This is a genomic window from Kribbella capetownensis (assembly GCF_004331485.1).
In the GTDB taxonomy this organism is placed as follows: Bacteria; Actinomycetota; Actinomycetes; order Propionibacteriales; family Kribbellaceae; genus Kribbella; species Kribbella capetownensis.
Genome location: NZ_SJKD01000001.1, coordinates 13149 through 32022 on the forward strand (window position 1 = coordinate 13149; position 18874 = coordinate 32022).

At 68.9% G+C, this 18874-nt stretch carries 22 protein-coding genes and 1 riboswitch; of the genes, 12 read left to right on the plus strand and 10 right to left on the minus strand.

Features of this window, described 5'->3' with window-relative positions; translation table 11 throughout:
* Nucleotides 1-5: 5 nt before the first annotated feature.
* On the minus strand, nucleotides 6-875 hold the full coding sequence (locus E0H75_RS00075) for an LLM class flavin-dependent oxidoreductase (protein ID WP_131510983.1): 870 nt from the start codon (nucleotides 873-875) through the stop codon (nucleotides 6-8).
* Between the two features lie 103 nt (nucleotides 876-978).
* On the opposite strand from E0H75_RS00075, the gene E0H75_RS00080 reads away from it, so the two are divergent.
* On the plus strand, nucleotides 979-2448 hold the full coding sequence (locus E0H75_RS00080) for an alpha/beta fold hydrolase (RefSeq protein ID WP_131510984.1): 1470 nt from the start codon (nucleotides 979-981) through the stop codon (nucleotides 2446-2448).
* Nucleotides 2449-2451: 3 nt separating this feature from the next.
* Here E0H75_RS00080 and E0H75_RS00085 read toward each other — a convergent pair whose 3' ends face one another.
* Both E0H75_RS00085 and E0H75_RS00090 read right to left on the minus strand, forming a co-directional pair.
* A complete protein-coding gene (locus tag E0H75_RS00085; RefSeq protein WP_131510985.1) occupies nucleotides 2452-2913 on the minus strand; it encodes a VOC family protein in 462 nt (153 codons plus the stop codon).
* A gap of 62 nt (nucleotides 2914-2975) precedes the next feature.
* Complete coding sequence (locus tag E0H75_RS00090; RefSeq protein ID WP_131510986.1) at nucleotides 2976-3287, minus strand: EthD family reductase; 312 nt, start codon at nucleotides 3285-3287, stop codon at nucleotides 2976-2978.
* A gap of 91 nt (nucleotides 3288-3378) precedes the next feature.
* On the opposite strand from E0H75_RS00090, the gene E0H75_RS00095 reads away from it, so the two are divergent.
* Complete coding sequence (locus E0H75_RS00095) at nucleotides 3379-3759, plus strand: winged helix-turn-helix transcriptional regulator (protein WP_202872781.1); 381 nt, start codon at nucleotides 3379-3381, stop codon at nucleotides 3757-3759.
* Here E0H75_RS00095 and E0H75_RS00100 read toward each other — a convergent pair.
* Nucleotides 3736-4143: a DUF2000 domain-containing protein gene (locus E0H75_RS00100; RefSeq protein WP_165553328.1), complete on the minus strand. Its 408-nt coding sequence runs from the start codon at nucleotides 4141-4143 to the stop codon at nucleotides 3736-3738. The genes E0H75_RS00095 and E0H75_RS00100 overlap by 24 nt on opposite strands.
* A gap of 95 nt (nucleotides 4144-4238) precedes the next feature.
* On the opposite strand from E0H75_RS00100, the gene E0H75_RS00105 reads away from it, so the two are divergent.
* A complete protein-coding gene (locus E0H75_RS00105; protein WP_131510988.1) occupies nucleotides 4239-4721 on the plus strand; it encodes an Lrp/AsnC family transcriptional regulator in 483 nt (160 codons plus the stop codon).
* Here the strand turns inward: E0H75_RS00105 and E0H75_RS00110 are convergent.
* On the minus strand, nucleotides 4712-5410 hold the full coding sequence (locus tag E0H75_RS00110) for a class I SAM-dependent methyltransferase (RefSeq protein ID WP_238162728.1): 699 nt from the start codon (nucleotides 5408-5410) through the stop codon (nucleotides 4712-4714). The genes E0H75_RS00105 and E0H75_RS00110 overlap by 10 nt on opposite strands.
* A gap of 200 nt (nucleotides 5411-5610) precedes the next feature.
* Here E0H75_RS00110 and E0H75_RS00115 point away from each other — a divergent pair, with 200 nt between their 5' ends.
* Nucleotides 5611-6771: an MFS transporter gene (locus E0H75_RS00115; RefSeq protein ID WP_238162729.1), complete on the plus strand. Its 1161-nt coding sequence runs from the start codon at nucleotides 5611-5613 to the stop codon at nucleotides 6769-6771.
* On the opposite strand, the gene E0H75_RS00120 is transcribed toward E0H75_RS00115, so the two are convergent.
* Nucleotides 6724-7512, minus strand: coding sequence for a DinB family protein (locus E0H75_RS00120; RefSeq protein WP_131510991.1), 789 nt, complete (start codon nucleotides 7510-7512; stop codon nucleotides 6724-6726). The two genes, E0H75_RS00115 and E0H75_RS00120, sit on opposite strands and share 48 nt — an antisense overlap.
* A gap of 76 nt (nucleotides 7513-7588) precedes the next feature.
* Between E0H75_RS00120 and pdxR the strand changes: the two genes are divergently transcribed.
* Together pdxR and E0H75_RS00130 are read left to right on the plus strand one after the other, a co-directional pair.
* Complete coding sequence (gene pdxR / locus E0H75_RS00125; RefSeq protein ID WP_131510992.1) at nucleotides 7589-8992, plus strand: MocR-like pyridoxine biosynthesis transcription factor PdxR; 1404 nt, start codon at nucleotides 7589-7591, stop codon at nucleotides 8990-8992.
* A 95-nt stretch (nucleotides 8993-9087) separates the two neighbouring features.
* Nucleotides 9088-9582 (plus strand): hypothetical protein, encoded by a 495-nt coding sequence (locus E0H75_RS00130; protein ID WP_131510993.1) that lies wholly within the window; start codon nucleotides 9088-9090, stop codon nucleotides 9580-9582.
* 84 nt (nucleotides 9583-9666) lie between these two features.
* Here the strand turns inward: E0H75_RS00130 and E0H75_RS00135 are convergent, their stop codons facing one another.
* Nucleotides 9667-10623, minus strand: coding sequence for an ArsR/SmtB family transcription factor (locus E0H75_RS00135; protein WP_165553330.1), 957 nt, complete (start codon nucleotides 10621-10623; stop codon nucleotides 9667-9669).
* 75 nt (nucleotides 10624-10698) lie between these two features.
* On the opposite strand from E0H75_RS00135, the gene E0H75_RS00140 reads away from it, so the two are divergent.
* From E0H75_RS00140 to E0H75_RS00155, 4 genes are all read left to right on the plus strand, one after another.
* On the plus strand, nucleotides 10699-11913 hold the full coding sequence (locus E0H75_RS00140) for an MFS transporter (protein ID WP_165553333.1): 1215 nt from the start codon (nucleotides 10699-10701) through the stop codon (nucleotides 11911-11913).
* Nucleotides 11910-12437: a YceI family protein gene (locus tag E0H75_RS00145; protein ID WP_131510996.1), complete on the plus strand. Its 528-nt coding sequence runs from the start codon at nucleotides 11910-11912 to the stop codon at nucleotides 12435-12437. Before E0H75_RS00140 ends, E0H75_RS00145 begins: the two co-directional genes overlap by 4 nt.
* Nucleotides 12438-12474: 37 nt before the next feature.
* Nucleotides 12475-12591: riboswitch (TPP riboswitch) on the plus strand.
* Nucleotides 12582-12788, plus strand: coding sequence for a sulfur carrier protein ThiS (gene thiS / locus E0H75_RS00150; RefSeq protein WP_131366050.1), 207 nt, complete (start codon nucleotides 12582-12584; stop codon nucleotides 12786-12788). Its footprint overlaps the riboswitch before it by 10 nt.
* Nucleotide 12789: 1 nt before the next feature.
* Nucleotides 12790-13566: a thiazole synthase gene (locus E0H75_RS00155; protein WP_131510997.1), complete on the plus strand. Its 777-nt coding sequence runs from the start codon at nucleotides 12790-12792 to the stop codon at nucleotides 13564-13566.
* On the opposite strand, the gene E0H75_RS00160 is transcribed toward E0H75_RS00155, so the two are convergent.
* Entirely contained in the window at nucleotides 13563-15443 is a 1881-nt protein-coding gene (locus E0H75_RS00160; RefSeq protein ID WP_131510998.1) for a DUF6807 family protein, read from the minus strand. The two genes, E0H75_RS00155 and E0H75_RS00160, sit on opposite strands and share 4 nt — an antisense overlap.
* A gap of 119 nt (nucleotides 15444-15562) precedes the next feature.
* Between E0H75_RS00160 and E0H75_RS00165 the strand changes: the two genes are divergently transcribed.
* Both E0H75_RS00165 and E0H75_RS00170 read left to right on the plus strand, forming a co-directional pair.
* Nucleotides 15563-16594, plus strand: coding sequence for an acetylesterase (locus E0H75_RS00165; RefSeq protein ID WP_131510999.1), 1032 nt, complete (start codon nucleotides 15563-15565; stop codon nucleotides 16592-16594).
* A gap of 29 nt (nucleotides 16595-16623) precedes the next feature.
* Nucleotides 16624-17013 (plus strand): RidA family protein, encoded by a 390-nt coding sequence (locus E0H75_RS00170; protein WP_131511000.1) that lies wholly within the window; start codon nucleotides 16624-16626, stop codon nucleotides 17011-17013.
* Here the strand turns inward: E0H75_RS00170 and E0H75_RS00175 are convergent.
* Nucleotides 16998-17882, minus strand: coding sequence for a serine hydrolase (locus tag E0H75_RS00175; protein ID WP_131511001.1), 885 nt, complete (start codon nucleotides 17880-17882; stop codon nucleotides 16998-17000). The two genes, E0H75_RS00170 and E0H75_RS00175, sit on opposite strands and share 16 nt — an antisense overlap.
* Nucleotides 17879-18760 (minus strand): LysR family transcriptional regulator, encoded by an 882-nt coding sequence (locus tag E0H75_RS00180; protein ID WP_131511002.1) that lies wholly within the window; start codon nucleotides 18758-18760, stop codon nucleotides 17879-17881. The genes E0H75_RS00175 and E0H75_RS00180 overlap by 4 nt, the downstream gene beginning before the upstream one ends.
* Between the last annotated feature and the right edge of the window lie 114 nt (nucleotides 18761-18874).

The following is an 18874-nucleotide window of genomic DNA, read 5'->3' on the forward strand; positions in this document are numbered from 1 at the left end:
GGCCTTCAGGTCAGGCCGGTTGCGGCGGCGGTCAGGTTGATCTGGTGGGGGTCGGGGTTGGCGGGGAACAGGATCAGCTCGTCGCAGCCTGCGGCGGTGAAGCCGGTGACGGCGTCGGCGACTGCTTGTTCGGTGGTCAGGGCGTTGCCGATGATCCGCTCGGCGTACGGGCCGGCGAAGCTGTAGTAGTCGCCGAGGTAGCGCCGCGCGTGCTCCTCGGCGTCGTCGCCGAGACTCACGTAGCCGATGGCGACCAGGCGCGGCTGTCCTTCACGTCCCGCCTCGCGCCAGGCGCTCCTGGCCGTGTCGGCTGCGGCCGCGAAGGCGTCCGGACCGCCGGCGCCGAGGATCCAGCCGGCGCCGTACTCCGTCATCCGGCGGAAGGCGGCGGGAGAGCCACCACCGATGAGCAGCGGCGGGCCGCCTGGTTGCACCGGGGCCGGCCCGATCGCACCGGCGTACCCGCGCGGCTCACCGGCCCACACCGCCCGCATCTCCGCGAGTTGCGCGTCGAACGCCTTGCCACGCTTCTCGTACGGCGATGCCGTCGCCTCGAAGTCGTCCGGCCTCGCTCCGACCGCGATGCCGACCGTCAACCGGCCGTCGGACAGACGATCCACGGTGGCCAGTTGCTTGGCCAGCAAGGCGCCGTTGCCACGGAACGGGCCGATCATGATGGCCGTCGTCAGACCGATCCGGCTGGTCACCGCCGCCGCGGCGGCCAGCGCCGGTATCGCGTCCAGATTCCCGTACACGAGCCGGTCGAGCGTCGCCAGGGTGGAGAACCCGGCCTGCTCGGCGGCCTGCGCCCAATCCAGGATCAGTCGAGCGCGAATTCCCGGAATCGTGGACGGCAGACCGACACCAACATCCATGAGAGCTCCTTGGTTGAAATGTTCGCGACCTCACCAGACTGCACCGTCGTCTTGACTCTGTCTTGGGTGGCGAGGAGGGTCGACAGCAGGGGTGGGGATTCCAATGGATATCCGACGAATTCGCAAAGTACTGGCCGTCCTGGGTTCCGGGTTGCTGGTGTCGACGACATTCGTGTCGGCGGCACAGTCCGATACTGCGACCTCGCCGTACCACATCAACTTCGCGCCTTGTCCGGGATCGGCTGTGGTCCGGTGCGGCACGTTGCGCGTGCCCGCGGACTGGTCGGCCCCGAGGGGTCCGAAGATCACTGTGGCGGTGGCTCGCCGTCCCGCGGACGACCCTGCGCACCGGATCGGCACGCTGTTCTACAACCCCGGTGGTCCGGGCGACGGCGCGGTCGACAACGTCATCGCCGCCGAGACCTACTTCTCCGCGACGTTGCGGGCTCGGTTCGACATCGTCGGCCTCGATCCGAGAGGCGTCGGTGGCAGTACGCCGATCCGCTGCGGCGTACCGGCGCTGACCCCTGACTACGCGTTCTTCCCACGCACGCAAGCAGAGTTCGACGCGATGGTCGCGCACAATCGCGCGCTCGCGCGGAGCTGCCTGCAGCAGACCGGACCGCTGTTCGTGCACGCGGACACCGTGAGCGTGGCCCGCGACCACGAGGCGGTCCGGATCGCCCTGGGCGTCTCGAAGGTGAACTGGCTCGGGCTGTCCTACGGCACGCAGGTCGGAGCGCAGTACGCCCAACTGTTCCCGAAGCACACCCGAGCAATGGTTCTGGACGCGGCTCTCGACCACAGCAGCCCGGACGTACAACTGATCGCCGATGCGGCCAAGACCGTGGAGGAGGCGTTCGAGCGGTTCGCCGACTGGTGTGACACCGCTCCCGACTGCGTCCTGCGGGGTCAAGACGTCCGTGCGGTGTACGACAACCTCGTCCGGAGCGCCGACCGGAATCCGATCCCGGTCGAAGGAGCCCTGCGCCCCGTCACCGGCGACGACATCCGGATGAACACCCCGAACTGGCTCGTCGCGAAGACACCCAACGTCCTCGCGGGAGAGCTGTCCTGGCCCGTCTTCTCGGAGGTCCTCAGGCGGGCCGTCGCCGGGGACGCGCAGTTCTTCGCCTTCCCGCCGCCCGGAGGTCCGACCGACTTCCTGTTCTCCCGGATAGCAAATCACTGCGGTGACTACGTGTCCGGCATCCACACCTTCGCGGAGATGCGGCAGCGCGTCGAGATGGGCCGGCAGTTGGCGCCGCACCTGCAAGGCGCCTCGGAGTTCTGGCAGGGCGGCCTGTGCATCGGCTACCCCTTCAAGGTCGCCAACCCCCAGCGCAGCCTGAACGTGAAGGGCGTGCCCACCCTCATCGTCCACGCGACCCACGACCCGTCCGTCTCCTACCAGTGGGCGTTCGGCCTGGCCGCCCAGATCCACGGCAGCAGCGTCCTCTCCCGCCTCGGCGACGGCCACACCTCCTACTACACCTCCGCCTGCGCCCGCGAAGCGACGGACCACTTCCTCCTCACCAAACAGTCCACCCCAGCCCCGGTCTGCACCACCTAGGGCTTAGTCCAGGCAGAATTCGTTGCCTTCTGGGTCGGTCATGGTGATGGTGCCGAGAGCCAGGGGCGGTTGGGGGTCGAAGCGGCGTACTCGGTGGGCTCCCAGGGCGACCAGGCGGGCGCACTCGGCCTCGAGGGCTGCCATGCGTTCGTCGCCTTCGAGGCCGGGAGCTGCTCGGACGTCGAGGTGGACTCTGTTCTTGGCGGCCTTGTCCTCGGGCACCTGCTGGAAGAACAGCCGTGGGCCGTTTTCGTCCGGGTCTTCGAGGGCCGAGCGGGTGTTGCGCTGATCCTCCGGTACGCCGACGCGCTCGAGGAACTCGTCCCACGCCGCCAGCGGGTCGGCGCCCTCGGGCAGTTCGACACCAGGCGGCCCGGGGTGAACGTAGCCCAGTACGTCGCGCCAGAAGTACGACAGCGCCCGCGGGTCGTGCGCGTCGAAGGTGACCTGGAATTCGCGGCTCATCGCCATACTCCATCCGTCGCGGTTCTCATGTCCCACTCTGACGCCGCGGGCGCCCGGACCTGTCAGCAGGTGCCGTTCAGCACCGGAAAGTGCATGACGACCACACCACCGGTGGCGTAGTTGGCGACATCGGCAGTCACCTGCCGGCCCTGCGGAGACGACCTCGCCGCGGTCATTGCCGCAGCGTCAGCGAAGTCGGCCTCGAAGACCGCGAAGTACGGCGTCTGTCCCTGCGTCGCTGCCACCTCGAAGCTGTAGCGGTACGCGAGCAGGCCCGGCATGCGCGTGACCAACGGGAGGTGCTTGCTCACGTAGTAGTCGCGGAAGTGGTCGGGATCGGTGGGCTCGGGATACAGGACCAACAGCTTGTGCATTACAACCCCTCCAAATGCTTCGGAAAACGAATCGGCGGAGGCTACGATAGTGTGTCTGATATCGAAGCGGCAAGAGGGGACGGAACGACGGATGGCGACACCCAGGCCAGGACGAGCGGTCAGAGGTTCGAGCACCGGCCGGCCGGTGATGGCCGCCCTCGACCTGTTCGGCCGTAGGTGGAACCTGCGGATCGTCTGGGAACTGCGAGACGGGCCGGTCGGGTTCCGTGCATTGCAGGAGCGCTGCGACAACATGTCCTCCAGCGTGCTGCGGCAACGGCTGACCGAACTGCTCGACGCCGCCCTCGTCGAGCAGCAGCCGGACACCACCTACGCCCTCACCGAACTGGGCCACGGCGCCCGCCGCGCGCTGCGCCCGCTCGTCCGGTGGTCCGCCGAGTGGGCCGAGACCCTCTCCGCCGCCTCAAACCACAGCGGGACATGGCGGTCAGGTGGTGCCGAGGAGGGGTAGGCGCTTGGTCAGTTTGGTGACTTTGCTTCTTGGGCCGGCGATGACGAGGCCGATGATGTTGCTGTCGGCGGCGTTCGTGGTGGCCAGGGTGGTGAGGTAGTCGTCGTACGTTCGGGCTTGGCGTGCTGTCTCGGTGAGGCAGAGGACTGTGAGTTCGTCGTCGGAGTTCGCGGTCCGGAACAAGGACGTCAGCTCCTCTGCGGGGGCGTGCAGGATCGGCACGGGGGTCGTGACGATGCCGGGATACCGGGTGCCGGAGGCATCGTTGCCGGCCGGGCCGAGGGGAAGACTCGCGGCGGCACCGACGCTCGCGCCCAGAACCGTGGCGGCGTTCACCGCGTGCACGAGTGGGAGGCCGGTCTTGACGGTGAGAACCACACGCACCGGCGTCACCTCAGATCGTTGAATTGATTGATGCATGGGCATGACCGTTGCACAGACCCAGCCGGTACGGCGCGGATCGGCGATATGTTCGGCAGATGGCCACAGATTCGAACCTCGATCGAACGGATCGGGACATCGTCCGGGAGTTGCAGCGCAACGCCCGCGTCCCGATGCGCGACCTTGCAGAGATCGTCGGCGTCGCTCCATCGACCTGCTCCGAACGCATCCGCCGGCTTCAGTCTCGCGGGATCATCACCGGATTCCATGCCGCCGTGGACCTGCCGAACCTCGGCCGCGCGGTCCAGGCCATGGTCTTCGCCCAGGTCCGCCCACTCAGCCGCGATCTCATCGCCACGTTCCGTCGCGACGTACTGGCGATGCCCGAAACGATGGCCGTCTTCGTTCTGGCCGGCGGAGACGACTTCCTCGTGCACGTCGGAGTGCCGGACATCCAAGGCCTGCACTCGTTCTTGGTGGACAAGCTGAGCAGTCGACGTGAGGTCGTGCAGTTCCGCAGTTCGATCATCTACGACCACGGCGAGAAGCGCGCCCTCGAGGATCTCAGGAGCTATGACTGAGAGCGCCCGCGCGCGAGGTGAACGGTGATGTCGGCGGCGATCGCGACTGTCTCCGGCAGCACCCGCAAGATCTCGCGGTATACCTGCTCTCGGACCGCGGCCGGCAGTTCGAGGTACGCCGAGATCGTCGACAGAAGGCCGACGTAGTCACCCGCACTCATCGTCCAGCGCCGCTCGATCACCACCTGCCGAACGTCGCTGAACCACTCAGACCGTTGGAGCTCCGTGCCCGGCCACTGCATCTCATGGTCGGGAGGCGTTCCATCCGGAGACGGAATGTCGTCGGCCTCCAAGAACGGCGCCCGGGCCGCGCGAACCGCTTCCTCCACCGCCGGCTCAGCCAGCCCGACCGGCCCCGCGAACGACGCGAAGACGCCACCCGGCTCCAGTAGCCCGGCGATGCGCGACCACCGGCCGTCTGGGTTCGTCCAGTGCAGCGCCGCAGCCGCATAGACAAGCCCGTACCGCTGCCCCGATCTCAGCTCCTCGAAGGCGGCTCGCACAGCCGTGACGTGCGCCGGCACATGCCTACGCAGCTCGGCGAGCATGGCATCGTCGGGCTCGGTCGCGGTGACTGCGACCCCTCGGTCGGCAAACAAGCGCGTCGCCTTGCCGGTCCCAGCGCCGATCTCGAGGGCAGTCCGAACCGGCTGGCCGGCGTACGTCATCACCAGGTCGGAAAGCTCCACGGGATATCCCGGCCGGAACCGTTCGTAGGCTTTCGCCATTGCTCCGAAACTCAACGCGCGACCAGACATGCCGAGCATCCTGGCACGAGCGTGCCGGCAATTCATGGTCTTTTCGCGGGACCGGAAGGCGACCCGCGGGCGTGTCAGAGTGAGTCACTGTGAGCTGGCGCGCGGATTTTGCGGTCTTACGGCATCGCGAGGTGCGGCTGTTTCTGGGCGCCCGGTTCATCTCGTTGCTCGGTTCGGCGGTCGGACCGATCGCGTTGGCGTTCGCGGTGCTCGATCTGTCCGATTCCGCGCGGACATTGGGCCTGGTGCTGGCGTCTCAGAGTGTGCCGATGGTCAGCTTGATGCTGCTCGGTGGAGCGATCGCCGATCGGCTGCCCCGCCGGTTGGTGCTCGTGGTGGCGCACCTCGTCTGCGGTACGACGCAGGCGACGGCGGCGGTTCTGCTGCTGAGCGGCCAGGCCGAGATCTGGCACCTGATGGTGCTCGGGGCAACAAACGGCGTCGCGACCGCCGTGTCATTACCCGCGTTGTCGGGAATCCTGCCCGAGCTGGTGGACGCGGCCGAACTGCCGCAGGCCAACGCGGCCTCAGGGATCGCTCGATCCACCGGGACCCTCCTCGGCGGCGCAGTCGCCAGTGTGATCGTCGGTTTCATCGGCCCTGCGCCCGGGCTGGCCGTCGATGCCGCCGCCTTCCTGCTGGCCGCGGCACTGCTGTCGCGCCTTCCGCTGACCCGCCTCGCCCGTACGTCGAAGTCGTTGCTCAAGGACCTCGTCGAAGGCTGGTCGGACTTCATCAGGACTCGGTGGGTCGTCGTGATCAGCCTGGTGATGTTCGCGAATCAGTTCGTCTGGGTCGGCTGCTGGGTGACCCTCGGCCCGGTCATCGCCGACGAGTCGTTCGGCCGGGCCGGCTGGGCGATCTCGAGCGTGTTCCTGGGCCTCGGCTTTCTCACCGGCGGATTCCTCGTCCTCAGGGTGAAACCGAGCCATCCCCTGCGCTTCGGCATTCTCGGCATCCTGCTGATGATCCCCGCTCTGCTGTGCCTCGCGCTCGCACCTCGGCTCCCCCTGGTGGCCCTGTGCGCGCTGGGCGTCGGCATCGGATTCCAGGCCATCAGCGTCGGCGTCGACACCGCACTCGGTCAGCACATCCCACTCGGCAAGCTGTCCCGCATCTCGTCGTACGTCATGCTCGCCACATACGCCGCGATGCCGCTCGCCCAACTCACGGTGGGCCTCATCGACACCAGCCCCCGCACAGTCGAACTCGCGGCGGCCGCCGCCTTCACCACAACCCTGCTGCTAGCCCTCTGCGTCCCCAGCGTCCGCAACCTGCCCCGCCTGACCTGACGAGATGGCGTCGAGGTCGCGAACGGCGTAGCGGTGGTGTTCCCACTCCTCTTGGAGGATTACGTGCAGGCAGGAGAGAACGGTCTCGGGGTACTCGGGGGCGTGCGGGTTCTTGCGCGCCTCCGCCAATGTCTGCGGTGTCACCGCCGCCACAAACTCGCGCACCGTGGCGACGTGACCCGCGCGGACCTCGAGGACCTCGGCGTACGTCGGCTCGGTCTTCGTGAGGGCCGACGTGTCCGCGCCGTCGTTCTTGGTGGCGGTGTCCATCTGACCGATCGGATGGAACGGTTGTTCGAGCTCGAGGATCGCCCGGCCGAGCCACACGTCCGTGGCGTGAACCAGGTGGCGGAGCGTCTGGGCGAACGACCACTCGCCGTCCACCGACACGTCGACCGTGCCGGCCGGCATCGCCGCGGCGCGGTCCAGCGTCGCCGCCCAGGTGCGCTCGAGTGCGGCCCAGGCCTCGCGCAGGCCGTCCGGATCCCCGGCCCGCCGGAGCTCGCGGCCGGGAAAGCGCCGGTCGAGCTCGGCCTCAACGTACGGGATCACGTCGATTCCGTTCAGGCGGAAGAAGCCCTCGCCGTCGGAGAGCCAGGGCGCGTCGATGTCAGCCTTCCCGATGTCGACACCGCGCATCACGACGCCGGACAGGTCGGACTCCACGAACCGCGCCCCGTGCAGATCCGTCCCGACGAACTTCGCGCCCCGCAGGTCGTCGGACTGGGTGAAAGTTGCCATGACGTCTCCTCGTCGAGCGTCTGCTGCCGGTGGCGAGAGGTTAGCCGTTGAGCCGGGCAATGGCGAGAATGCGGACATGGATCTGCATCTGCATCTGGGCGGGGAGGGCGGACTGGCCGAGCAGATCTATGCACAGTTGCACGAGCGGATCCGGACCGACGCCTTGCCGGCGGGGACCGTGCTGCCGTCGTCGCGTGAGCTCGCGGAGCGATTGTCGGTGTCGCGGGCGACCGTGGTCGCGGCGTACGAGCGGCTCGCCGCGCATGGGTTGATCCGCTCGCGGGCCGGGATCGGAACGTTCGTCACCGGGGCACGTGTCCCCGCCACGCCCGCGCCACCCGCGTCCCCGCTGCAGCCACGGGCGATCTGGAGCGCCGAGCAGTTCGCCATACCGGATCTGATCGTCGACGCCGAGTTCGATTTCGCGCCTGGTATCCCCGGGCGGACCCAGTTCCCGTTCGCACGGTGGCGAGCGTTGATCAATGATCAACTGCGGACTCGGACCGATGTGGGCTACGCCGATCCGGCGGGCTCGGCCCGGCTGCGTGATGCGCTCGCGCGGCATCTGGTCGTCAGCCGAGGTGTCCGGATCGCGCCCGAGCAGCTGGTGATCACCACCGGTGCACAGCAGGCGTTCGACATCGCCGCGCGGGTCCTGCTCGAGCCGGGCGACACGGTGGCCATCGAGGATCCCGGCTACCTACCGGCGTACCGCGGATTCCTTGCGCATGGAGCCCGCGTCGTCGGAGTGCCCGTCGACAGCGAGGGGCTGGTTGTCGAGCGGCTTCCGGCCGAGACGCGGTTGGTGTACGTGACGCCGTCGCACCAATTCCCGCTCGGCATGCCGCTGTCGGAGTCGCGCCGTACTGCGCTGCTCGCGTGGGCCGCCGAGCACGATGCGGCGATCGTCGAGGACGACTACGACTCGGAGTTCCGCTTCACCGGACGTCCGCTCACTCCCCTGCAGGCGACCGACAAGGAGGGTCGCGTGCTCTACGTCGGTTCCTTCTCCAAGACACTGTTGCCCGCGCTGCGGGTCGGGTTCCTCGGCGTACCGGCACCGCTGGGTGAAGCCGCCCGCCGCGCGAAGTTCGTCGCCGACTACGGCACCGCCGGTCACGTGCAGGCCGCTCTCGCAGCCTTCATCGAGGAGGGCGATCTGGCCCGCTACATCCGGCGGATGCGGCGCTCGTACGAACGTCTGCACGACCTGTTGTCCGGCACTCTGCGTGCGGACTTCGCGGACGCACTCGAGCCGATCGAGTCCAGCGGCGGGACGCACATGGCCGCATTGCTGACATCCGGACAACCGAGCGACACCGTACTCGCCGCGCGCGCCCTCACCGCGGGCGTGAACCTCGGGACGATCTCGCGCTGGGGCATCGATCGCCTGGGACCGAACGGCTTCGTCTTCGGGTACGGCGCCGTCCCGGCCGACCGGATCCCGGCTGCGCTGGCCGCGCTGCGCCGCGTTATCTGATCGAGATTGGACTGGCGCAGAACAGCTCGAATCGGCCCCGCCACCGGACCGGCACCGTTCCTAGGCTGCCGCGGACATCCATCACAGGAGGCCTGATGAGATCCCTGCGCATCGCCGCAATCGCCATCGCCTGTGCCGGCGTCATCGCCGGCACCTCGCTCGCCAACGCATCGCCCCGCTGCGAGGAGGTCGAGGCGACGATCTACGACAAGGTTGTCGACGTGGGGTGCCCGCCGCCGACCCAGGTGTGCGTGGCCGGCTTCGTCCGCGGCAAGCACGGCTTCGACGGGACGACCGTGTTCATCCTCGGCTCCCGCGGCGTAGCACCGGCGACGGCTCCCGACCAGCGGCCGGTCAGCGGCGCGCTCACCTACACCTTCAAGGACGGGGCGACGCTCACCGCACTCGAGACGAGCATCGGCAACGTCGACACCACCACCGGCGCCGGACACGCCGGCGGCACCCAGCAGTTCACCGGCGGCACCGGCCGCTACGAAGGCGCCACCGGCTACGCCTACCTGGGCCAGCACTGGGAGGTCGACCACTTCGTCACCCAGATCAAGGGCGAAGTCTGCCGCTCCAAGCACTAGCCGGGCCACTGGCGGGTTGTTTCACCACTGGCACGCAACAACCCGCCAGCCGGCACACAACCCGCCATCCGCCATGTGACTGGGTCAGTCGGGTTCCGTGCCGGTGAGGAGGGCGGCTAGCTGGGTGGGTTTGTAGAGGACCTGTTTGCCGGTGCGTTGGGGTTCTACCAGCCCGGTACGGCGGAGGAGCTGCAACTGCTGGCTGACGGCTGAGGGGGTGACCTTGAGCTCGGCAGCGACGTCGGTCGTGGTTCTGGGGTGGGTGAGGAGTTCGAGGATGCGGGTGCGGGCGGTGCCGATGAGTTGGGCCAGGTCGCGGCGCGACGGTGGGTCGACGACCGACCAGAGGTTCGCCTGGCCGCGCGGCGGGTAGCCGAGGATCGGTTCGGCGCCGACGTCCATCGGGATCACGGCGTGCGGGCCGAAGAGGGTCGGCTGGAGGACAAGGCCACGGCCGTCGACACTTTCGGTGCGGCTGACCTCGCTGACGCGGTCGACGCGCAGCAGGCCGTCGCCATAACTGATGGCCGGCCCGAGTTCGTTCAGCATCACGCCCGTACCTCGCTGAGTGACGACATGCCCGCGGTAGCTGATGTCTGCGGTCAGCAGCGTGCGCATCCGATTCCAGTACGGCGCTATCGCGGACTGCCAGTACTCGCGGAGAGCGTCGACCACCTTCGTCACGCCGTCGGCCCCGACCAGCTCAGCGGGGACCTCACCGTGGACCCCGACGAGCTGGCGTTCGAACGTCTCGCGGTCCACCGAGCCGATGAGGTCGAGCTCGTCGGCGATCTGCGTGAGCGGAGAGGTGGGCCGCGGCGTCAGGAAGTCCGGACTCCCCATCGTGTCGTTGACCAGCCAGCGCAGCACGCTCCAGTCCAGCGACTCGAGCAACGGCTGAACCGCCCGGACCCATGGCAGTTGGAGCGGGAACCGGCCGGGGTCCTGCAACGCGCGCAGCGACAGCACAGTCTCGGCCGCGGGCGAGACCGCGAACCGGACATCCTCAAGGTCCCGCGAGGTCAACTCATACGTGAGCACGCCTGCCCCCCTTGTCGATGTAGCCCAATCCTAAATCGTTCGCAGGCCGCTGCGGCGCCCGGCAACAGTCGGGGGATGAGTATCGAGGTTGCCGTCGACGCGCGCCCGCGCACGACGTTGCTCGGCGTACTGGCCGTGTGTTCGGCGGTCGGCGTCGGGACTGTCTACTTTCCGCAGGCGCTGCTGCCCTCCGTCGCAGCATCCCTGCACGTGCCGTTGTCGGACGCGGCGCTGGTCGTGACCGCGCCACAAGCCGGGTACGCCGTCGGCATCCTGACCGTCGTACCGCTGGGTGACACCGGTGTGCAGCGGCGGCTGCTGACCATCTTGTTCGCTAGTGTCGCGGTCTTCGCGATCGCAGCCGCGGCCGCACCGTCGTTGCCGGTCCTGGTGATCGCATCGTTCCTGATGGGCTGTGCGACGGTCGCGTCGCCGGTGATCGGTCCGTACGTCGCGGGGATGACCGGATCGCGCCGCTTGGGCAGCATCAACAGCGTCCTGCTCAGCGTGGGCATCCCCGGGATGATCCTGTCGCGCGCGATCGCCGGGTTCCTGGGCGAGGAGTACTCGTGGCGATACGCCTACCTGGGTGCGGCCGTGCTGGCGCTGGTATGCGCCGCCGTCGCGTGGACTCGCCTCCCCGTGCCGGTGCACGTCGAGCCGGCGGAGTTCCCGCAGTACCTGCGCCGGCCCTTCGACCAACTGAGGTTACGTAGCGGTCTGCGTCGATCGGCGGTCTACCAGGCCTGCACGTTCGCGGGCTTCACCGGCACCTGGGCGACCCTGGTCCTCGTCCTGCAGGATTCCTTCGGCCTCGGAGCGGGCGCACTCGGCTGGATCAGTCTGGTCGCGATCGCCACGATGGCCGTCGTCCCGTGGACCGGTCGCATCGTCGATCGCCGTACGCCGGACGCCGTGACGGCCTGGATCCTGGCCGGAACCGTTCTCGCCGCCGTACTCATGCTGGGTGCGTACGCCGGTGGTGCGCTGGGACTCACGCTCCTCGTGGCCGGCGTACTCGTCCTCGATGTGTCGATGCAGTCGGGGATGGTCGCGAACGTCACCCGGATGTACCAACTCGACCCCGGCCGGCGCAGCGCGATGAACACGGCGTACATGGTCTGCGCCTACTCCGCCGGCAGCCTCGGCTCCTGGACCGCCGTACGCCTCTACCACGCCCTCGGCTGGTGGACAGTCCCCACCTTCGTCGCCGCCCTCGCAACCCTCGCCCTCCTCCGCCTGGTCCTGAAGCCTGACAGTTCGGGGAGGAGTCTCGTCGTACATGTATGACTACGACGACGGTATTGAGGCAACTGACCGGGGACTACGCGGTGGATGTGGCGCGGTCGCGGTTGGGGTTTACGGCGCGGCACACGGTGGGGCCTCGGGTGCCTGGGGAGTTCGAGGTGTTCAGTGGGGTGCTGCGGCTGGACGGGGAGGATCCGGCGCGGTCGACAGCGGATCTGACGATTCAGGCGGACAGCATTCAGACCGGCGACCGGCGGCGGGATGCGGCGCTGCGTGAGCACTTCCTCGACGCCGAGACGTATCCGTCGATCAGGTTCCGGTCCACGAAGGTGAGCCAGACAAGTGTGACGACGTTCACGGTGACGGGAAATCTCACGATCCGCGGCGCCACCCGGCCGGTCGTCGTACCGCTCGAACTGGTAGGCACCGACGATGGAGTCGCCTTCACAGGATCGCTTCCGCTGCTGCGCAAGCGCTGGTCGGTGAGCTGGAACGCCGCCATCAACCTCATGGTCGCCCAGAAACTCGACCTCCACCTGGAGCTCACGGCCAGCCGCATCGCCTGACCGCCTGGGTTGTCTCGATCGCCTTGGGTGGTTAGTGTCGAACTGCCGCGGGAGCTCGCACCGGAGCGGGCTGAGAGGGCGACTGTGTACGGCGTCGCCGACCGCTGAACCTGAATCGGGTAATTCCGGCGTAGGGAGGAAGCGATGCAGGAATCCGTCTGGGTGAACGGTACAGAGACCACGGTCGCACCGGGGAAGTCCGTTGCCGACCTGATCCAGGAGTTCTCCGACCGCACCACCGGGATCGCGGTCGCGGTCAACCAGACCGTGCTCACGCGCAGCGAGTGGGCCGGTACGACGCTCGAACCGGGCGACCGGGTCGAGATCGTCAGCGCCGTCCAGGGAGGCTGACATGGACGACCCGTTGGAGCTCGGCGGGCGGACCTATACCTCGCGGCTGATCATGGGCACGGGCGGTTCGGCCAACCTGGAAGTGATGGAGGAGGCATTGCTTGCCTCCGGCACCCAACTCACCACGGTCGCGATGCGGCGGCTCGGGACCGGTCACGAGGGCTCGGTCCTCGACGTCCTGGCGAAGCACGGCATCGAGGTGCTGCCGAACACGGCCGGTTGTCACACCGCCGCGGAGGCGGTGCTGACCGCCCGGATGGCCCGGGAGGCCTTGCAGACCGACCTGATCAAGGTCGAGGTCGTTGCCGACGACCACCTGCTGATGCCCGACCCGGTCGAGTTGCTCGATGCCGTGGACACGTTGGTGGCCGACGGTTTCATCGTGCTGCCGTACACGAACGACGACCCGATCCTGGCCCGCCGCCTCGAACAGGCCGGCTGTGCGGCGGTGATGCCGTTGGCGGCACCTATCGGTTCGGCGCTCGGGATCCGCAACCCGCACAACCTCGCGCTGATCGCCGAGGCCGCGAACGTCCCGGTGATCGTCGATGCCGGGATCGGTACGGCGAGCGACGCCGCGCTGGCCATGGAGCTTGGGTGTGACGCGGTCATGCTCGCCACCCCGGTCACGCGCGCGGAGAAGCCGGCCTTGATGGCGGCCGCGATGCGCGACGCGGTCTCCGCCGGCCGCGCTGCCCGCCTGGCGGGCCGGGTCCCCCGCCGCTGGCACTCCGCCCTCGCATCCTCTCCGGTGACGGGCCTCGCGTCCCTCTCCTAGAGCAGGCGACCCATCAGGGTGCGGGCTTGGGACAAGTCCAGCGGGAGGTCGAGGAGCAGCGCGCTCAGGGAGAACGAGACCGCTTGCTCTGGCTGCAGGTCCAGGGGACCGTCCCAGGCCAGGGCAGGACCGGCTCCGACGTAGTCGGTGGAGCGGAGGAACCACGGACGGACATCACCGGGCTGGAACAGCAGCAGCGTGGTGAAAGCGTCGGCGCGCTGTTGGATGAAGGCCAGCCAGCGGCTGGTCGATCCGTAGGCGGCATCGGCTCCCTCACCGGAATCGCTGAGAACAGTCGTGGTCTCGACGGTCGGAAGGCGCCAGAAGATGCCGCCGTACCCGGCACCGGCGCGTCCAGTGGTGGCCGGGCTGTCGATGCGGACCGGGCCGTACCGGGCGGTGAAGACGCTCTCCCAGTCGAGGCGCCAACCGCCTTCGGCCAACGCTCCGCGGAGGAGCCTGCGCTCCGCGAGTTGCGGGCGGCCTTGTTCGTCGTACCAGGTGACCTCGTCGGTCAACGCGTTGCCGGCGACGGTGACGCCGCGGCTGCGTTGCTGACCGTGATTCGGGAGCAGCGTTGGTCCGCGGTCCGGGAGGAAGGTCCGGCCACCCCAGTGCGACGTACCGTTGACTCCGGCAACGGCCAGCGAGACGCCGTAGTGGTGCCGGTGGTCGACCGGGCTGACCTCGGTGAGCGGGTGACCGCCGAGCGTCCGCACCGGATGCAAGTACGGCCGGGGTGAATGCACCTGTGGCATCCGCCGCCCGAACTCGTAGTGCGCCAGCGGCACGGAGTCGCCGCCAAGCACAAACCTGTCCCCCTGCTGCTGCCATCGGACCCGCTCACCTGGAGAATCCCCGGTCAGCTTCGTTGCCTGCGGCACCGGTCCGGTGCTCGCACGCACCGCCAGCCGAAGATCCGGTACGCCGTCCACTTCGACATCCGCACCGGAGATCGCGGCGTACAACCGACGCCAGGCCAGCTCCCCCAACTCCTGCTGCGGAACCCGCACTGTCGTCAGCGAGGGTACGGCGAACCGCGACAACCCGATGTCGTCCATCCCGGCGACCGACACATCGGCCGGTACGGCGACGCCCACTTCGTTGAGCCGGGCAAGCAACCCGAACGCGACCAGATCGTTGAAGGCGACAACCGCCGTCACGCGTGACTCCAGCACCCGCTCGACCGCGGCGTACCCGTCCTCGATCGACCAGCCGCAGTCCAGCCGGACGATCTCGAGATCGGGGATCTCTCGCTGCGCGACGTCCAGCGACCGCAGCCGCGCCTGGTTGGACGAGCTGGCCGGCGGACCGGCGAGGAACGCAAGCCGACGGTGCCCAAGGCCGACCAGGTGGTTCACCACGATCCGCACCGCGCGGCCGTAATCGACCGCGACGCTGGCGACGTCCGCCGGGCCTGGCCGGTTGACCAGGATCACCGGCTGGACCTGCGGCAGCAGTTCGAGCAGGCTCTCCTCGTCGAGCCGCGGCGACACCATGATCAGCGCGTCGCATCGCCGGCGCGCCGCCAGCGCGATCCCCGCCTCGGCGGTCGGGTCCTCATCGGTCTCGGCGACCAGCACCCGGTAGCCGGCGGCGGCCGAGGCGTTCGTGATGCCGCGCAGGACCTGCTGGAACAGCGGGTTGGCCAGATCCGGAACGACGAGCGCGACCATGTTCGTGCGCCCGAGCGACAGGCTGCGGGCCAGGTCGCTGGGCCGGTAGTTCAGCCGGTCGGCGGCGGCGCGGACGCGTTCGGCGATGTCCGGAGCGACGGTCAGGCGCCCGTTCATCACCCGCGAGACCGTCGCCCGCGACACTTCCGCCGCCCGTGCGACATCGGCGATCGTGATCGAGTCCTTCGGTGTCCTGCCCATGCGCCGTCTTCCGTTCGTCCCCGCCCGGTTGGGAAACCGCCTTCCGAAGCCTATTCGAGCCTCGGCCACTGTGTTACCTTCTCAGGAAAGAAACCGGTTTCTCAACCCTGTGAGGTGGCGTGAGACCCAGCGCACTGGGCGGGTACGACGACTGGCCGGACTTCGTCCGGGACACCCTGCCACTGACCGGCGACGAACTGACCACGAAGGTCGCCGGGCTGCTCGGCGTACCGGAGCCCGGTGCTGCGCCCGCCGTGCGGACTGTAGACGAGTGGCAGTCCGACGGCGTCCAGACCAGTGAGTTGCAGTGGACCACACCGTTCGGACCGCCGACGCGTGCGTGGTTGCTCCGGCCGGCCGGGCGAGCGCCGCGGGCCGGATTGCTTGGACTGCACTGCCATGCCGGGGTGAAGTCGATCGGTGCCGAGCGACTGGTCGACGTACCGCGGCCCAGCCGGGTCGCGGTCAGGGTCCGCGACGATCTGTACGAGGGCCAGGCCGCCGCCGGTGTGCTCGCCCGCGCCGGCTTCGTGGTGCTGTGTCATGACACGTTCGCCTGGGGTTCCCGCCGCTTCGAGCTGCCGGCCGAAGACGACGAGTCGTACGACGTCGCCGCGGCCCTTCATGAGCACACGGTCGCGAAGGCGGCCGGAATCCTCGGTACGTCGCTGGCCGGCATGGTCGCGTACGACGACCTGACCGCGCTCAGCGTGTTGCGCGGAATCGACGGCGTGGACAAGGTCGGCGTCTTCGGACTGTCCGGCGGTGGTGGCCGGGCCGCGATCCTCACCGCGCTCGCCCCCGGCATCGAGGCGTCGGCCGTGGTCTGCATGATGACCACCTTCGCCGGGCTCATCCCGTCGTACGTCGACGTCCACTCGTGGCTGTTCTCGACCCCCGGCCTGGCCCGGCACCTCGATCATCCGACCCTCGCCGCCGGCCGCGCCCGCCACCAGCAACTCGTCGTGTACGCCGAGGACGACGAACTGTTCAGCCCGGTTGGCATGCACGACGCCGACCGCGAACTGACCGAACACTTCCACTACGGCCCCGGCAGCTACGAAGGCGTCTTCCTCCCCGGCCGGCACCGCTTCGACGCCGGGATGCAGCGGCTCGTCGGCGACTTCCTCACCAAGGCGTTGTATACCTGAGTGCGGACGACCCGACTCTGGAGGAACTCTTGAGCAAGCTCTCACACCCGCAACCGGAAGGTGTTGCCCCAGGCAACGGTTACAGCCACGTCGTGACCGGCCCCGGCCAGTGGGTGGCGATCGCCGGGCAGGTCGCACTGGACGCCGACGGCGCGTTCGTCGGCGTCGGCGACCCGGCCGCCCAGGCCCGGCAGGTGTTCGCGAACCTGGACGCCTGCCTCAAGGCCGCCGGCGCCACCTTCGCCGACGTGGTCAAGCTGAACTTCTTCGTCACCGACATCGCTTACCTGCCGGCGATCCGCGCCGCCCGCGATGCGTACGTCGACACCACCAATCCGCCCGCGAGCACGGCCGTCCAGGTGGTCGCACTCTTCAGCCCCGACGCCCTGCTGGAAGTCGAGGCCTACGCGATCGTCTGACGCAGCAGGTCGACGGCGACGCGCGCGGCCTCGCCGATCGCTGCGTCGACCCGAGGCTGGCGGAAGTCGCCGCGAGCGGCGAGCGTGAACACGGCGATCGCAAAGGCAGCGCCACCCGGCAGCGTGACGACCCCGACCTCGTGCCGCAAAGCCCCGAACGTCCCGGTCTTCCCCGCGACGCGCACGCCGTCGTGCGGGAAGCCGGACGCCAGCCGATGCATGAACAGTTGCCGATGCATCGTCGCCCGGACGAACGCCGTCTGCTGCTCGGACAGCAACTCCCCCGTCCACAACCGCCGCAGCAGCGTCGTCAGGTCACGCGGGCTGCTCGCCGACGCGTTCGCCGCCTCGTACACGCCGACCGGATCGGTCTGATCGTTGTCGGCCAGTACGGCGAGCGCCGCGTCCGGATCGTCCGCCCCGGTCCGGCTCTGCAGGTCACGCAGGTTGCCCGCGGTCCCCCGTCGTACCCAGGTCCGTTTCAGGCCGAAGGATTCCAGCAGTTCCGCGAGCCGTTGCAGACCGACCACATCCAGCAGCGCATCCGCGGAGGCGTTGTCGGACACGGTGATCATCGACACCGCCAAGTCCCGCAGCGACATCGTCACCGGGTCCGCCAGGATCGACACCCCGGTCGGTCCAGCCGTCCGCGTCGACGGATCCAGCGTCAACTGCCGCCGCGGATCCACCTCGCCCAGATCGACCAGCCGGCAGAAGCCCGCGAGCAACGGCACCTTGTAGACCGACGCCATCGGTACGACGGTGTCCGCGTCGACGTCGACCGTCGCTTCCGGCGCGTCGAGCGCGACCGCGTGCAGCCAACCGCGAACGCCGGCGTCCTCGAAGACCGCGCGGATCCGGGCGCTCATGACGCCACCATCGCATCGGTCAACCGAGCCATCACATCCGCCGGGCGGAGGAACGGCGTACGGGTCCTGGACCACACCAGCCGAAGACGCACCGGCAGTGGATTGTCGACAATCCGATGCCTGCCGACTCCAGGCGCCGTCAGCGAAGGATCGGCAGTCACCACGATCGCCTGGCCGGCGGCCGCCATCGCGAGCCCGGCTCGCTCGTCCGTGACCACGACCGTGCCACCGTCCGGCCGATGCAGTGCGAGCGTGTCCAGGAACAGATCCCGAGCGGCCGGTGCCTCGGCCCGCGGCCGAACGGCGATTGGCACCCCGGCCAACCGCCGCAGCGCAACCTCATCCCCGTCGTTCGCGCCGAGTCCCTTTGGTGCGAGTGCCCACGTCGGCAGCAACGTCACCGGCCCAGCCTCGAGCCCGTCGAGTACGGCGGGATGCAGTACGGCGGCCAACGTCAGCCGACCCGCGGACACCTGGCCCACGAGCGAGCTGGTCGGCGCAGACACGACAGTCACCCGGCTACCGGGAATCGCAGCACCACAAGCCGCGGCCACCGCCGCGCCCGCCGACGGCGGAACCTCCGGCGCCAGCCCAAGCCGGATCTCGGGACCTTCCGGATCACGGGACACCGCGGCCTGACGCAGTTCCTCCATCGAGGTCAGCGCGCGACGGGCGTACGGCAGCAACGCGGCGCCGGCCGGCGTCAGCTCGACCCGGCCCTGCCCGCGCTCGAACAGCTTGGCGCCGACCAGCGCCTCGAGCCGCCGCAGTCCCTGGGACAGCGGCGGCTGGGTGATGCCGACCACCCGGGCGGCGTCGCCGAAGTGCTGCTCGTCGGCCAGCGCGATGAAGATCTGCAGATGCCGTTCGGTCAGCATTGACCTGGCTGACCTGCGGCGATATCTCCAGACAATCGATTCATGCGCAAGAGCATATTCGACAGGCTGCAGCGCCCTCGCCTTGACTGAAGGTCCAGTACGACGAGAGGAGAC